Origin of the sequence: Pseudomonas sp. HMSC066A08, from assembly GCF_001813025.1 — a bacterium.
GTDB classification, from domain to species: Bacteria; Pseudomonadota; Gammaproteobacteria; order Pseudomonadales; family Pseudomonadaceae; genus Pseudomonas; species Pseudomonas aeruginosa.
Genome location: NZ_KV811224.1, coordinates 1 through 15413, shown reverse-complemented (window position 1 = coordinate 15413; position 15413 = coordinate 1). Strand labels below are relative to the sequence as shown.

Sequence of the window (15413 nt, the reverse complement as noted above, 5' to 3'; positions counted from 1 at the left end):
CCGTTGGTGCCGGCGTGGTTGCCAAGATCATCGAATAATATCGGTTGATCTTCCCCTCTCAGGCCGGCATAATGGTCGGCCTGATTTTGCTTCAGGCCAGTAGCTCAATTGGCAGAGCGGCGGTCTCCAAAACCGCAGGTTGGGGGTTCGATTCCCTCCTGGCCTGCCAGATTTCCCAAGTAAATCTGGCTTTTCTTCACGAGATTCCTAACAGATGAATGCCAAGGCAGAAGCCAAAGAATCACGTTTTGATCTCTTGAAATGGCTCTTGGTTGCCGTTCTGGTTGTGGTTGCCGTTGTGGGCAATCAGTACTTTTCGGCTCAACCAATCCTGTATCGCGTTCTCGGTATTCTCGTTCTGGCGGTGATCGCTGCTTTCCTGGCTCTGCAAACGGCCAAGGGGCAGGCCTTCTTTAGTCTTGCTAAGGAAGCGCGCGTCGAGATTCGCAAGGTCGTATGGCCGAGTCGTCAAGAAACAACTCAGACCACGCTGATCGTGGTCGCGGTAGTGCTGGTAATGGCGTTGCTGCTGTGGGGGCTCGATTCCCTGCTGGGTTGGTTGGTTTCCATGATTGTAGGTTAAGGGTGCGCCGTGGCTAAGCGTTGGTACGTTGTGCATGCATACTCGGGCTACGAGAAGCATGTCATGCGCTCGCTGATCGAGCGTGTCAAGCTTGCTGGCATGGAAGAAGAGTTCGGCGAGATTCTGGTTCCCACTGAAGAAGTGGTGGAGATGCGGAACGGCCAGAAGCGCAAGAGCGAGCGCAAATTCTTCCCTGGCTATGTGCTGGTTCAGATGGAGATGAACGAAGGTACCTGGCACTTGGTGAAGGATACCCCGCGTGTCATGGGCTTCATCGGTGGGACTGCCGACAAGCCGGCTCCGATCACCGATCGTGAGGCTGATGCGATCCTGCGTCGCGTGGCCGATAGCGGCGACAAGCCCAAGCCGAAGACCCTGTTCGAGCCGGGCGAGACCGTTCGTGTCATCGATGGTCCCTTCGCCGACTTCAATGGTGTCGTCGAAGAAGTTAACTACGAGAAGAGCCGGATCCAAGTGGCCGTGCTCATCTTTGGCCGCTCTACCCCGGTGGAGCTGGAGTTCAGTCAGGTCGAAAAGGTCTAACTGAAAACGCATCCCTCACCCCGCAGCCCAAGGCTGCGGGGTTTTGTCGTCACTGGGATAAACGCGAAAGCAACCGGGGAGCCTTAAGGCGCTTGTACCCGAATTTGGAGTAGCAAATGGCTAAGAAAATCCAGGCTTATATCAAGCTGCAAGTAAAGGCCGGTCAGGCCAACCCGTCGCCGCCGGTCGGCCCTGCCCTGGGTCAGCACGGCGTGAACATCATGGAATTCTGCAAGGCGTTCAACGCCAAGACCCAAGGCCAAGAGCCGGGCCTGCCGACTCCTGTGATCATCACCGTTTACAGCGACCGTAGCTTCACCTTCGAAACCAAGAGCACCCCGGCTGCCGTCCTGCTGAAAAAAGCAGCTGGCATCACCAGCGGCTCCGCTCGTCCGAACTCCCAGAAAGTCGGCACCGTTACCCGTGCCCAGCTGGAAGAGATCGCCAAGACCAAGCAGGCTGACCTGACCGCTGCTGATCTGGACGCTGCTGTACGTACCATCGCTGGCTCCGCGCGCAGCATGGGCTTGAACGTGGAGGGTGTGTAATGGCTAAGCTGACCAAGCGCCAGAAGGCGATTGCCGAGAAAGTAGTTGCCGGCAAGCAGTACAGCTTCGAAGAGGCCGCCAAGCTGCTGGCCGAGCTGTCCACCATCAAGTTCAAGGAGTCCGTGGACGTTGCCGTGAACCTCGGCGTCGATCCGCGTAAATCCGACCAGGTCGTTCGTGGCGCCACCGTCCTGCCGAACGGCACCGGCAAGAGCGTCCGCGTTGCTGTCTTCACCCAGGGTCCGGCTGCCGAAGCCGCTCTGGCTGCCGGCGCAGACAAAGTGGGCATGGACGAGCTGGCTGCCGAAATGAAAGGCGGCGACCTGAACTACGACGTCGTCATCGCTTCCCCGGATGCCATGCGTGTCGTCGGTCAGCTGGGCCAGATCCTCGGCCCGCGTGGTCTGATGCCGAACCCGAAAGTCGGCACCGTGACTCCGGACGTCGCTACCGCCGTGAAGAATGCCAAAGCTGGTCAGGTACGTTTCCGTACCGACAAGAACGGTATCATCCACAGCTCCGTCGGTAAGGTCGATTTCGAGCCGGCCAAGCTGCAGCAGAACGTTGAAGCGCTGCTGGCTGACCTGAAGCGCCTGAAGCCGTCCTCGTCGAAAGGCGTGTACGTCAAGCGCGTGACCCTGAGCACCACCATGGGTCCGGGCCTGCAGATCGACCTGGCTTCCCTGGAAGCCTAAGTGAAATCGTGCAGCGGGTTCTGCCCGCTGCACAGGTATTGGGGTCCCTGCCTGGCGGGGGCTATCCAAGACCGTAGGTGGCGCAAGCCTTAAACCGCAAGCCTACGCAGATGGTGCTCCCGATTCGGTTACCGAATCAGACACCAAAACGACGTCCGGCCCCGGCTGGACGAAACGGTAACATCCAGGAGTAAACCCGTGGCAATTAAACTCGAAGACAAGAAGGCCATCGTCGCTGAAGTCAACGAGGCTGCCAAAGCTGCCCTGTCCGCTGTCGTGGCCGATGCCCGTGGCGTGACCGTAGGCGCCATGACCGGACTCCGTAAAGAGGCCCGCGAAGCTGGTGTGTACGTGAAAGTCGTACGTAACACCCTGCTCAAGCGCGCCGTTGAAGGCACCCAGTTCGACGTGCTCAACGACGTGTTCAAAGGCCCGACCCTGATCGCTTTCTCCAACGAACATCCGGGCGCTGCCGCTCGTATCTTCCGTGAGTTCGCCAAGGGTCAGGACAAGTTCGAGATCAAGGCGGCTGCCTTCGAGGGTCAGTTCCTCGCAGCCAATCAGATCGACGTACTGGCAAGCCTGCCGACCTACGACGAAGCCGTATCGCAGCTGATGAGCGTGATTCAGGGCGCTACCAGCAAGCTGGCTCGTACTCTGGCGGCCATTCGCGACCAGAAAGAAGCTGCTGCCGCCTAAGTCGGCTTGCAAGCGCTTTCAATCTTATTTGTTTAATACGATGGCCGCAGGCCGTCCCCCAATACAGGAATTAGAGTCATGGCTCTGACCAACGAAGACATCATCAACGCCGTATCCGAAATGTCCGTCATGCAAGTGGTCGAACTGATCAAGGCGATGGAAGAGAAGTTCGGCGTTACCGCTGCTGCCGCTACCGTTGCCGCTGCTGGCCCGGCTGCTGCCGCTGCCGAAGAGCAGACCGAGTTCACCATCGTCCTGGCCGAAGCCGGCGACAAGAAAGTGAACGTGATCAAGGTCGTTCGCGAACTGACCGGTCTGGGTCTGAAAGAAGCCAAGGCTGTCGTAGACGGCGCTCCGGGCGTGGTGAAGGAAGGCGCTTCGAAAGAAGAAGCCGAAGCCGCCAAGAAAGCCCTGGAAGAAGCAGGCGCCAAAGTCGAGCTCAAGTAAGCGACGACCTTGCGTCTACAGCCCGAGCGTCAAGCGAAAGGCTGATGGCTGGTGGCTTTTGCCACCGGCCTTTTTCCGTTCTGGGTGGACTCGCCTCGGGCGTTCCACCCAAGACGTGAAAGTGCCCCGAGTGGGCAATGCAGGCCAAGGGGTCTGCAAGATTTTCCGGCTGCTCCCGTCGGAGACGCCAAACAAGCAGGTGACCAAGCTGGGGAACGCTGATGGCTTACTCATACACTGAGAAAAAACGTATCCGCAAGGACTTTAGCAAGTTGCCGGACGTCATGGATGTGCCGTATTTGCTGGCCATCCAGCTGGATTCCTATCGCGAATTCCTGCAGGCTGGCGCAACCAAGGAGCAGTTCCGCGATATCGGTCTGCACGCGGCCTTCAAGTCCGTTTTCCCGATTATCAGCTATTCCGGCAATGCTGCCCTGGAATACGTCGGCTACCGTCTGGGTGAGCCGGCATTCGATGTCAAGGAGTGCGTGCTGCGCGGCGTGACCTTCGCCGTACCGCTGCGCGTGAAAGTTCGCCTGATCATCTTCGACCGCGAATCGTCGAACAAGGCGATCAAGGACATCAAGGAACAAGAAGTCTACATGGGGGAAATCCCCCTGATGACCGAGAACGGTACCTTCATCATCAACGGTACCGAGCGTGTCATCGTCTCCCAGCTGCACCGTTCCCCGGGCGTGTTCTTCGACCACGACCGTGGCAAGACCCACAGCTCCGGCAAGCTGCTGTACTCCGCGCGGATCATTCCTTACCGCGGTTCCTGGCTGGACTTCGAGTTCGATCCGAAGGACTGCGTGTTCGTCCGTATCGACCGTCGCCGCAAGCTGCCGGCATCGGTACTGTTGCGCGCGCTCGGCTACAGCACCGAAGAGATCCTCAACGCCTTCTACGCGACCAACGTCTTCCACATCAAGGGCGAGACCCTGAATCTGGAGCTGGTCCCGCAGCGCCTGCGCGGTGAAGTCGCGAGCATCGACATCAAGGATGGCAGCGGCAAGGTGATCGTGGAGCAGGGTCGTCGTATCACTGCCCGCCATATCAACCAGCTGGAAAAGGCTGGCGTGAGCCAGCTGGAAGTGCCGTTCGACTACCTGATCGGCCGTACCATCGCCAAGGCGATCGTGCATCCGGCTACCGGCGAGATCATCGCCGAGTGCAACACCGAGCTGACCCTCGACCTCCTGGCCAAGGTGGCCAAGGCCCAGGTCGTGCGCATCGAGACCCTGTACACCAACGACATCGACTGCGGTCCGTTCATCTCCGACACCCTGAAGATCGACAACACCAGCAACCAGCTGGAAGCCCTGGTCGAGATCTACCGGATGATGCGTCCGGGCGAGCCGCCGACCAAGGAAGCTGCCGAGACCCTGTTCGGCAACCTGTTCTTCAGCGCCGAGCGTTACGACCTGTCGGCCGTGGGCCGGATGAAGTTCAACCGTCGTATCGGTCGTACCGAGATCGAAGGTCCGGGCGTCCTGAGCAAGGAAGACATCATCGATGTGCTCAAGACCCTCGTCGACATCCGTAACGGCAAGGGCATCGTCGATGACATCGACCACCTGGGCAACCGTCGCGTCCGTTGCGTCGGCGAAATGGCCGAGAACCAGTTCCGCGTGGGCCTGGTGCGTGTCGAGCGCGCGGTCAAGGAACGTCTGTCCATGGCCGAAAGCGAAGGCCTGATGCCGCAGGACCTGATCAACGCCAAGCCGGTGGCTGCCGCGATCAAGGAGTTCTTCGGTTCGAGCCAGCTGTCGCAGTTCATGGACCAGAACAACCCGCTTTCCGAGATCACCCACAAGCGCCGCGTCTCCGCGCTCGGCCCGGGCGGTCTGACCCGTGAGCGTGCGGGCTTCGAGGTTCGTGACGTACACCCGACCCACTACGGCCGCGTGTGCCCGATCGAAACCCCCGAAGGTCCGAACATCGGTCTGATCAACTCCCTGGCGACCTACGCCCGCACCAACAAGTACGGCTTCCTCGAGAGCCCGTACCGCGTGGTCAAGGACAGCCTGGTAACCGACGAGATCGTGTTCCTGTCGGCGATCGAAGAAGCCGACCACGTCATCGCCCAGGCTTCGGCGACCCTCAACGAGAAGGGACAACTGGTGGACGAACTGGTGGCCGTGCGTCACCTGAACGAATTCACCGTGAAGGCGCCGGAAGACGTGACCCTGATGGACGTTTCGCCGAAGCAGGTCGTTTCCGTCGCTGCCTCGCTGATTCCGTTCCTCGAGCACGACGACGCCAACCGCGCACTCATGGGCTCGAACATGCAGCGTCAGGCCGTGCCGACCCTGCGTGCCGACAAGCCGCTGGTGGGTACCGGCATGGAGCGCAACGTGGCGCGCGACTCCGGCGTCTGCGTCGTGGCTCGCCGTGGCGGTGTGATCGACTCGGTCGATGCCAGTCGTGTCGTGGTTCGCGTGGCGGATGACGAGGTCGAGACCGGCGAAGCGGGTGTCGACATCTACAACCTGACCAAGTACACCCGTTCCAACCAGAACACCTGCATCAACCAGCGTCCGCTGGTGAGCAAGGGTGACGTGGTCGCGCGCGGCGACATCCTGGCCGACGGTCCGTCCACCGACATGGGCGAACTGGCCCTGGGCCAGAACATGCGCGTAGCGTTCATGCCCTGGAACGGCTTCAACTTCGAAGACTCCATCTGCCTGTCCGAGCGCGTGGTCCAGGAAGATCGTTTCACCACGATCCACATCCAGGAACTGACCTGCGTCGCTCGTGACACCAAGCTCGGCCCAGAGGAAATCACCGCGGACATCCCGAACGTGGGCGAGGCCGCGCTGAACAAGCTGGACGAAGCCGGTATCGTCTACGTCGGCGCCGAAGTGCAGGCCGGCGACATCCTGGTCGGCAAGGTCACTCCGAAAGGCGAGACCCAGCTGACTCCGGAAGAGAAGCTGCTGCGCGCGATCTTCGGTGAGAAGGCGTCCGACGTGAAGGACACCTCCCTGCGTGTGCCGACCGGCACCAAGGGCACCGTCATCGACGTTCAGGTCTTCACCCGCGACGGCGTCGAGCGTGACTCCCGCGCGCTGTCCATCGAGAAGATGCAGCTCGACCAGATCCGCAAGGACCTGAACGAAGAGTTCCGCATCGTCGAAGGTGCGACCTTCGAGCGTCTGCGTGCCGCCCTGGTCGGTGCCAAGGCTGAAGGTGGCCCGGCGCTGAAGAAGGGCACGGAGATCACCGACGATTACCTCGACGGTCTCGAGCGCGGTCAATGGTTCAAGCTGCGCATGGCCGACGACGCCCTGAACGAACAGCTGGAGAAGGCCCAGGCCTACATCAGCGATCGTCGCCAGCTCCTGGACGACAAGTTCGAGGACAAGAAGCGCAAGCTGCAGCAGGGCGACGACCTGGCTCCGGGCGTGCTGAAGATCGTCAAGGTCTACCTGGCGATCAAGCGTCGCATCCAGCCGGGCGACAAGATGGCCGGCCGCCACGGTAACAAGGGTGTGGTCTCGGTGATCATGCCGGTGGAAGACATGCCGCACGATGCCAACGGCACCCCGGTCGACATCGTCCTCAACCCGCTGGGCGTACCGTCGCGTATGAACGTCGGTCAGATCCTCGAAACCCACCTGGGCCTCGCGGCCAAGGGGCTGGGCGAGAAGATCAACCGCATGCTCGAAGAGCAGCGCAAGGTCGCCGAACTGCGTAAGTTCCTGCACGAGATCTACAACGAGATCGGCGGTCGCGAGGAAAACCTCGACGAGCTGGGCGACAACGAGATCCTCGCGCTGGCCAAGAACCTGCGCGGTGGCGTACCGATGGCGACCCCGGTGTTCGATGGCGCCAAGGAACGCGAGATCAAGGCCATGCTGAAGCTGGCCGACCTGCCGGAAAGCGGCCAGATGCGTCTGTTCGACGGCCGTACCGGCAACCAGTTCGAGCGTCCGACCACCGTCGGCTACATGTACATGCTCAAGCTGAACCACCTGGTGGACGACAAGATGCACGCCCGTTCCACCGGCTCGTACAGCCTGGTTACCCAGCAGCCGCTGGGTGGTAAGGCACAGTTCGGTGGTCAGCGCTTCGGTGAGATGGAGGTGTGGGCGCTGGAAGCCTATGGCGCGGCGTACACCCTGCAGGAAATGCTGACGGTCAAGTCGGACGACGTGAACGGCCGGACCAAGATGTACAAGAACATCGTGGACGGCGATCACCGCATGGAGGCCGGGATGCCCGAGTCCTTCAACGTTCTGATCAAAGAGATCCGTTCGCTCGGCATCGACATCGAACTGGAAACCGAATAACACGTGACGCTAGACGGTGCGGCTGGTCAAGGCCGGTCGCACCGGGTCCGTGAGGAGGAAAGGCCTTGAAAGACTTGCTTAATCTGTTGAAAAACCAGGGTCAAATCGAAGAGTTCGATGCCATCCGTATTGGCCTGGCTTCGCCCGAGATGATTCGTTCCTGGTCTTTCGGCGAAGTTAAAAAGCCGGAAACCATCAACTACCGTACCTTCAAGCCGGAGCGCGACGGCCTGTTCTGCGCCAAGATCTTCGGCCCGGTGAAGGACTACGAGTGCCTGTGCGGCAAGTACAAGCGCCTCAAGCACCGCGGTGTGATCTGCGAGAAGTGCGGCGTGGAAGTCGCCCTGGCCAAGGTGCGCCGCGAGCGCATGGGCCACATCGAGCTGGCTTCGCCGGTTGCCCACATCTGGTTCCTGAAGTCGCTGCCGTCGCGTATCGGCCTGCTGCTGGACATGACCCTGCGCGACATCGAGCGCGTGCTCTATTTCGAGAGCTACGTGGTGATCGATCCGGGCATGACCACCCTGGAAAAGGGCCAGTTGCTGAACGACGAGCAATACTTCGAGGCCCTCGAAGAGTTCGGTGACGATTTCGATGCTCGCATGGGCGCCGAAGCCGTTCACGAACTGCTCAACGCCATCGACCTGGAGCACGAGATCGGTCGCCTGCGCGAAGAGATTCCGCAGACCAACTCGGAAACCAAGATCAAGAAGCTGTCCAAGCGCCTGAAGCTGATGGAAGCCTTCCAGGGCTCCGGCAACAAGCCCGAGTGGATGGTCCTGACCGTCCTGCCGGTGCTGCCGCCGGACCTGCGTCCGCTGGTTCCGCTGGATGGCGGTCGCTTCGCGACTTCCGACCTGAACGACCTGTATCGTCGGGTGATCAACCGTAACAACCGTCTGAAGCGCCTGCTCGACCTGGCCGCTCCGGACATCATCGTGCGCAACGAAAAGCGCATGCTGCAGGAAGCCGTCGACGCCCTGCTCGACAACGGCCGTCGCGGTCGTGCCATCACCGGCTCGAACAAGCGTCCGCTGAAGTCGCTGGCCGACATGATCAAGGGCAAGCAAGGTCGCTTCCGTCAGAACCTGCTCGGCAAGCGCGTGGACTACTCCGGTCGTTCCGTGATCACCGTGGGCCCGACCCTGCGCCTGCACCAGTGCGGTCTGCCGAAGAAGATGGCCCTGGAGCTGTTCAAGCCGTTCATCTTCGGCAAGCTGGAAGGTCGTGGCATGGCCACCACCATCAAGGCCGCCAAGAAAATGGTCGAGCGCGAACTGCCCGAGGTCTGGGACGTTCTCGCCGAAGTCATCCGCGAGCACCCGGTTCTCCTGAACCGTGCGCCGACCCTGCACCGTCTGGGCATCCAGGCGTTCGAGCCGGTCCTCATCGAAGGCAAGGCGATCCAGCTGCACCCGCTGGTCTGCGCCGCGTACAACGCCGACTTCGACGGTGACCAGATGGCCGTCCACGTTCCGCTGACCCTCGAGGCCCAGCTGGAAGCGCGCGCGCTGATGATGTCCACCAACAACATCCTGTCGCCCGCCAACGGCGAGCCGATCATCGTTCCTTCGCAGGACGTGGTAATGGGTCTGTACTACATGACCCGTGAAGCGATCAACGCGAAGGGCGAGGGCATGGCCTTCGCCGACCTGCAGGAAGTCGACCGCGCCTACCGCAGCGGCCAGGCGTCCCTGCACGCTCGCGTGAAAGTGCGCATCAACGAAAAGATCAAGGGTGAAGACGGCCAACTGACCGCCAATACCCGTATCGTCGACACCACCGTCGGCCGCGCGCTGCTGTTCCAGGTCGTTCCGGCCGGCCTGCCGTTCGACGTGGTCAACCAGTCGATGAAGAAGAAGGCGATCTCCAAGCTGATCAACCACTGCTATCGCGTGGTGGGTCTGAAGGACACCGTCATCTTCGCCGACCAACTGATGTACACCGGTTTCGCCTACTCGACCATTTCCGGCGTGTCCATCGGCGTCAACGACTTCGTCATCCCGGACGAGAAGGCGCGGATCATCAACGCCGCCACCGACGAAGTGAAGGAGATCGAGAGCCAGTACGCCTCCGGCCTGGTAACCCAGGGCGAGAAGTACAACAAGGTGATCGACCTGTGGTCGAAGGCCAACGACGAAGTGTCCAAGGCGATGATGGCCAACCTCTCGAAAGAGAAGGTCGTCGATCGTGAGGGCAAGGAGGTCGACCAGGAGTCCTTCAACTCCATGTACATGATGGCTGACTCGGGTGCGCGGGGCTCCGCGGCCCAGATCCGTCAGCTGGCAGGTATGCGCGGCCTGATGGCCAAGCCGGACGGCTCGATCATCGAGACCCCGATCACCGCGAACTTCCGTGAAGGTCTGAACGTACTCCAGTACTTCATCTCCACCCACGGTGCTCGTAAGGGTCTGGCGGATACCGCGCTGAAGACCGCGAACTCCGGTTACCTGACCCGTCGTCTGGTCGACGTGGCCCAGGATCTGGTAGTGACCGAGATCGATTGCGGTACCGAACACGGCCTGCTGATGTCGCCGCACATCGAGGGCGGCGACGTGGTCGAACCGCTCGGCGAGCGCGTGCTTGGCCGTGTGATCGCGCGCGACGTGTTCAAGCCGGGCAGCGACGAGGTCATCGTGCCGGCTGGCACCCTGATCGACGAGAAGTGGGTCGACTTCCTCGAAGTGATGAGCGTCGACGAAGTGGTGGTGCGTTCCCCGATCACCTGCGAAACCCGTCATGGCATCTGCGCCATGTGCTACGGCCGCGACCTGGCCCGTGGTCATCGCGTCAACATCGGCGAGGCGGTTGGTGTCATCGCTGCCCAGTCCATCGGTGAGCCGGGCACCCAGCTGACCATGCGTACCTTCCACATCGGCGGTGCGGCCAGCCGGACCTCCGCGGCCGACAACGTCCAGGTGAAGAACGGCGGCACCATTCGCCTGCACAACCTGAAGCATGTGGTTCGTGCCGACGGCGCGCTGGTTGCGGTTTCCCGTTCCGGCGAACTGGCGGTTGCCGACGACTTCGGTCGCGAGCGCGAGCGCTACAAGCTGCCGTACGGTGCGGTGATCTCGGTCAAGGAAGGTGACAAGGTCGACCCGGGCGCCATCGTCGCCAAGTGGGACCCGCACACCCACCCGATCGTCACCGAGGTGGACGGTACCGTGGCCTTCGTGGGCATGGAAGAGGGCATCACCGTCAAGCGTCAGACCGACGAACTGACCGGCCTGACCAACATCGAAGTGATGGATCCGAAGGACCGTCCGGCTGCCGGCAAGGACATCCGTCCGGCCGTGAAGCTGATCGATGCCGCGGGCAAGGACCTGCTGCTGCCGGGTACCGACGTACCGGCGCAGTACTTCCTGCCGGCCAACGCCCTGGTCAACCTGACCGACGGCGCCAAGGTGAGCATCGGTGACGTTGTCGCGCGTATCCCGCAGGAAACCTCGAAGACCCGTGACATCACCGGTGGTCTGCCGCGCGTTGCCGACCTGTTCGAGGCTCGTCGTCCGAAAGAGCCTTCGATCCTGGCGGAAATCAGCGGCACCATCTCCTTCGGCAAGGAGACCAAGGGCAAGCGCCGCCTGGTCATCACGCCGAACGATGGCAGCGATCCGTACGAGGAGCTGATTCCGAAGTGGCGTCACCTGAACGTGTTCGAAGGCGAACAGGTGAACCGCGGCGAAGTCATCTCCGACGGTCCGAGCAACCCGCACGACATCCTGCGCCTGCTGGGTGTGAGCTCGCTGGCGAAGTACATCGTCAACGAGATCCAGGACGTCTACCGTCTGCAGGGCGTGAAGATCAACGACAAGCACATCGAGACCATCCTGCGTCAGATGCTGCGCAAGGTCGAAGTCAGCGAGTCCGGCGACTCCAGCTTCATCAAAGGCGACCAGGTGGAACTCACCCAGGTGCTGGAAGAGAACGAACAGCTCGGTACCGAGGACAAGTTCCCGGCCAAGTACGAGCGGGTTCTGCTGGGTATCACCAAGGCCTCCCTGTCGACCGAGTCGTTCATTTCCGCGGCGTCGTTCCAGGAGACCACCCGCGTCCTCACCGAGGCGGCGGTCACCGGCAAGCGCGACTTCCTGCGTGGTCTGAAAGAGAACGTGGTCGTGGGTCGCCTGATCCCGGCCGGTACCGGTCTGGCTTACCACAGCGAGCGCAAGCGTCAGCGCGACCTCGGCAAGCCGCAGCGTGTGAGTGCCAGCGAGGCGGAAGCCGCACTGACCGAAGCGCTGAACTCGAGCGGTAACTAAGCATCAACGACAAGCCCCGGCTATCCCGATAGCCGGGGCTTTGTCTTGACGGTGTACAAGAACCTCTTTACTATTTTGTACCCCGAAAATTGGCAGGGCGCACGCTCTGTCATTTCGTTTGTGTGTCGTAAGACAATCAGTGGAGCTATAGATGGCAACTATCAACCAGCTGGTGCGTAAGCCGCGCAAGCGCATGGTCGACAAGAGCGACGTGCCTGCGCTGCAGAACTGCCCGCAACGTCGTGGCGTATGCACCCGCGTATACACCACCACGCCGAAAAAGCCGAACTCGGCACTGCGTAAGGTATGCCGTGTACGTCTGACCAACGGTTTCGAGGTTTCCTCGTACATCGGTGGTGAAGGTCACAACCTGCAAGAACACAGCGTAGTGCTGATCCGTGGCGGTCGTGTAAAGGACCTTCCGGGTGTGCGTTACCACACCGTGCGCGGTTCGCTGGACACCTCGGGTGTCAAAGACCGTAAGCAGGGTCGTTCGAAGTACGGCGCCAAGCGTCCGAAGTAATAGCGTTTTTATATTTATCTGAGTCGATAAGAGTAAGGTCGGGCGTAACTTGACTGTTATGGTCCCGGGCTAACCTGAAGACCGTTTGAGGGCTTATCAATGCCAAGACGTCGTGTAGCGGCCAAGCGTGAAGTGCTGGCTGATCCGAAATACGGAAGCCAGATCCTGGCCAAGTTCATGAACCACGTGATGGAAAGCGGCAAGAAAGCCGTTGCCGAGCGTATCGTTTACGGTGCGCTGGACAAGGTGAAGGAACGCGGCAAGGCCGATCCCCTGGAAACCTTCGAAAAAGCTCTCGATGCCATCGCTCCGCTGGTCGAAGTGAAGTCCCGCCGCGTAGGTGGTGCGACTTACCAGGTTCCGGTCGAAGTCCGTCCGTCCCGTCGTAATGCCCTGGCCATGCGTTGGCTGGTGGACTTCGCCCGCAAGCGTGGCGAGAAGTCCATGGCTCTGCGCCTGGCTGGCGAGCTGCTGGATGCCGCTGAAGGCAAGGGCGCAGCAGTCAAGAAGCGTGAAGACGTGCACCGTATGGCAGAGGCCAACAAGGCCTTCTCGCACTACCGGTTCTAATCGCGCTGCCCAACCCCCGAGGACCTTATTGTGGCCCGTACTACACCCATCAACCGCTACCGTAATATCGGTATCTGTGCCCACGTTGACGCGGGCAAGACCACCACCACGGAGCGGGTTCTGTTCTATACCGGCGTCAACCACAAGCTGGGCGAAGTGCATGACGGCGCTGCGACCACCGACTGGATGGTGCAGGAGCAGGAGCGCGGTATCACCATTACCTCCGCTGCCGTTACCACCTTCTGGAAGGGCTCGCGCGGTCAGTACGACAACTATCGCGTAAACGTCATCGACACCCCCGGCCACGTAGACTTCACCATTGAGGTGGAGCGTTCCCTGCGTGTACTGGACGGCGCTGTCGTGGTGTTCTGTGGCACCTCCGGCGTAGAGCCGCAGTCGGAAACCGTATGGCGTCAGGCCAACAAGTACGGCGTACCGCGCATCGTCTACGTCAACAAGATGGACCGCCAGGGCGCGAACTTCCTGCGCGTCGTCGAGCAGATCAAGAAGCGCCTGGGTCATACCCCGGTTCCGGTCCAGCTCGCCATCGGCGCTGAAGAGAACTTCGTCGGTCAGGTCGACCTGATCAAGATGAAGGCCATCTACTGGAACGATGACGACAAGGGCATGACCTACCGCGAGGAAGAAATTCCTGCGGAGCTCAAGGACCTGGCCGAAGAGTGGCGTTCCAGCATGGTCGAGGCTGCGGCCGAAGCCAACGAAGAGCTGATGAACAAGTACCTCGAAGAGGGCGAGCTCTCCGAAGCCGAGATCAAGGAAGGTCTGCGTCTGCGCACCCTGGCGTGCGAGATCGTTCCGGCCGTCTGCGGTTCCTCGTTCAAGAACAAGGGCGTTCCGCTGGTTCTCGATGCTGTCATCGACTACCTCCCGGCTCCGACCGAGATCCCTGCGATCAAAGGTGTCAGCCCGGACGACGAGACCGTCGAAGACGAGCGTCATGCCGACGACAACGAGCCGTTCTCGTCCCTGGCGTTCAAGATCGCTACCGACCCGTTCGTCGGTACCCTGACCTTCGCCCGCGTTTACTCCGGCGTCCTGAGTTCCGGCGACTCCGTCCTGAACTCGGTGAAAGGCAAGAAAGAGCGCGTCGGTCGGATGGTGCAGATGCACGCCAACCAGCGTGAAGAGATCAAGGAAGTGCGCGCAGGCGACATCGCTGCCCTGATCGGCATGAAGGACGTCACCACCGGTGACACCCTGTGCTCGATCGAGAAGCCGATCATCCTCGAGCGCATGGACTTCCCCGAGCCGGTAATTTCGGTCGCTGTAGAGCCGAAGACCAAGGCTGACCAGGAGAAGATGGGTATCGCCCTCGGCAAGCTGGCCCAGGAAGACCCGTCGTTCCGTGTCAAGACCGACGAAGAGTCCGGTCAGACCATCATCTCCGGTATGGGCGAGCTGCACCTGGACATCATCGTCGACCGCATGAAGCGCGAGTTCGGCGTCGAGGCCAACATCGGCAAGCCGCAGGTTGCTTACCGTGAGACCATCACCAAGGACAACGTGGAGATCGAAGGCAAGTTCGTTCGCCAGTCCGGTGGTCGCGGCCAGTTCGGTCATTGCTGGATCCGTTTCTCGGCCGCGGACGTGGACGAGAAGGGCAACATCACCGAAGGCCTGGTGTTCGAGAACGAAGTCGTGGGTGGTGTGGTTCCGAAGGAATACATCCCGGCGATCCAGAAGGGTATCGAAGAGCAGATGAAGAACGGCGTCGTTGCCGGCTATCCGCTCATCGGCCTGAAGGCTACCGTTTTCGATGGTTCCTACCATGACGTCGACTCCAACGAGATGGCGTTCAAGATCGCTGCTTCCATGGCGACCAAGCAGCTGGCCCAGAAGGGCGGCGGCAAGGTGCTCGAGCCGATCATGAAGGTAGAGGTGGTGACTCCTGAGGACTACATGGGTGACGTGATGGGCGACCTGAACCGTCGTCGTGGTCTGATTCAGGGGATGGAGGACACGGTTTCCGGTAAGGTTATTCGTGCCGAGGTTCCGCTGGGTGAGATGTTCGGTTATGCGACCGACGTGCGTTCCATGTCCCAGGGTCGCGCGAGCTACTCCATGGAATTCTCCAAATACGCCGAAGCTCCGTCGAACATCGTCGAAGCGCTGGTTAAAAAACAAGGTTGATTCAGCCCTTTAAGTAAGAGGTTTACTGTCGTGGCTAAGGAAAAATTCGAACGTAACAAACCGCACGTCAACGTCGGCACCATCGGTCACGTTG

General features: G+C 60.8%; 12 protein-coding genes and 1 tRNA gene. All 13 read left to right on the top strand.

Annotated features, from left to right (window positions below):
- Positions 1-93: 93 nt before the first annotated feature.
- Positions 94-169 (top strand) — tRNA-Trp (locus HMPREF2886_RS02165).
- Between the two features lie 45 nt (positions 170-214).
- Positions 215-583 (top strand): preprotein translocase subunit SecE, encoded by a 369-nt coding sequence (gene secE, locus HMPREF2886_RS02160; RefSeq protein WP_003108030.1) that lies wholly within the window; start codon positions 215-217, stop codon positions 581-583.
- 9 nt (positions 584-592) lie between these two features.
- Positions 593-1126, top strand: a complete 534-nt coding sequence (nusG, locus tag HMPREF2886_RS02155; protein ID WP_003108028.1) for a transcription termination/antitermination protein NusG — start codon at positions 593-595, stop codon at positions 1124-1126.
- 116 nt (positions 1127-1242) lie between these two features.
- Entirely contained in the window at positions 1243-1674 is a 432-nt protein-coding gene (gene rplK / locus HMPREF2886_RS02150; protein ID WP_003093751.1) for a 50S ribosomal protein L11, read from the top strand.
- Positions 1674-2369 carry a 50S ribosomal protein L1 gene (rplA, locus tag HMPREF2886_RS02145; RefSeq protein WP_003093749.1) on the top strand — a complete coding sequence of 232 codons (696 nt, stop codon included), beginning with the start codon at positions 1674-1676 and terminating at the stop codon, positions 2367-2369. Before rplK ends, rplA begins: the two co-directional genes overlap by 1 nt.
- Before the next feature lie 198 nt (positions 2370-2567).
- Entirely contained in the window at positions 2568-3068 is a 501-nt protein-coding gene (gene rplJ, locus HMPREF2886_RS02140) for a 50S ribosomal protein L10 (protein ID WP_003093748.1), read from the top strand.
- 78 nt (positions 3069-3146) lie between these two features.
- Positions 3147-3515 carry a 50S ribosomal protein L7/L12 gene (rplL, locus tag HMPREF2886_RS02135; protein WP_003093747.1) on the top strand — a complete coding sequence of 123 codons (369 nt, stop codon included), beginning with the start codon at positions 3147-3149 and terminating at the stop codon, positions 3513-3515.
- Between the two features lie 221 nt (positions 3516-3736).
- A complete protein-coding gene (rpoB, locus tag HMPREF2886_RS02130) occupies positions 3737-7810 on the top strand; it encodes a DNA-directed RNA polymerase subunit beta (RefSeq protein ID WP_003093746.1) in 4074 nt (1357 codons plus the stop codon).
- Between the two features lie 65 nt (positions 7811-7875).
- Positions 7876-12075 carry a DNA-directed RNA polymerase subunit beta' gene (gene rpoC, locus HMPREF2886_RS02125; RefSeq protein WP_003093745.1) on the top strand — a complete coding sequence of 1400 codons (4200 nt, stop codon included), beginning with the start codon at positions 7876-7878 and terminating at the stop codon, positions 12073-12075.
- 151 nt (positions 12076-12226) lie between these two features.
- Entirely contained in the window at positions 12227-12598 is a 372-nt protein-coding gene (gene rpsL / locus HMPREF2886_RS02120) for a 30S ribosomal protein S12 (protein WP_003093744.1), read from the top strand.
- Between the two features lie 99 nt (positions 12599-12697).
- Positions 12698-13168 (top strand): 30S ribosomal protein S7, encoded by a 471-nt coding sequence (gene rpsG / locus HMPREF2886_RS02115; protein ID WP_003093742.1) that lies wholly within the window; start codon positions 12698-12700, stop codon positions 13166-13168.
- 30 nt (positions 13169-13198) lie between these two features.
- Positions 13199-15319: an elongation factor G gene (gene fusA / locus HMPREF2886_RS02110; protein ID WP_003093741.1), complete on the top strand. Its 2121-nt coding sequence runs from the start codon at positions 13199-13201 to the stop codon at positions 15317-15319.
- Between the two features lie 30 nt (positions 15320-15349).
- On the top strand, positions 15350-15413 hold a 64-nt coding region (locus HMPREF2886_RS34810; RefSeq protein ID WP_234358239.1), incomplete at its 3' end, for a hypothetical protein.

Bases quoted from the DNA above. Each gene is read 5' to 3' on its own strand.
- secE (WP_003108030.1), top strand. From the start codon at position 215: ATGAATGCCAAGGCAGAAGCCAAAGAATCACGTTTTGATCTCTTGAAA.
- rplK (WP_003093751.1), top strand. From the start codon at position 1,243: ATGGCTAAGAAAATCCAGGCTTATATCAAGCTGCAAGTAAAGGCCGGT.
- rplA (WP_003093749.1), top strand. From the start codon at position 1,674: ATGGCTAAGCTGACCAAGCGCCAGAAGGCGATTGCCGAGAAAGTAGTT.
- rplL (WP_003093747.1), top strand. From the start codon at position 3,147: ATGGCTCTGACCAACGAAGACATCATCAACGCCGTATCCGAAATGTCC.
- rpoB (WP_003093746.1), top strand. From the start codon at position 3,737: ATGGCTTACTCATACACTGAGAAAAAACGTATCCGCAAGGACTTTAGC.
- rpsL (WP_003093744.1), top strand. From the start codon at position 12,227: ATGGCAACTATCAACCAGCTGGTGCGTAAGCCGCGCAAGCGCATGGTC.
- rpsG (WP_003093742.1), top strand. From the start codon at position 12,698: ATGCCAAGACGTCGTGTAGCGGCCAAGCGTGAAGTGCTGGCTGATCCG.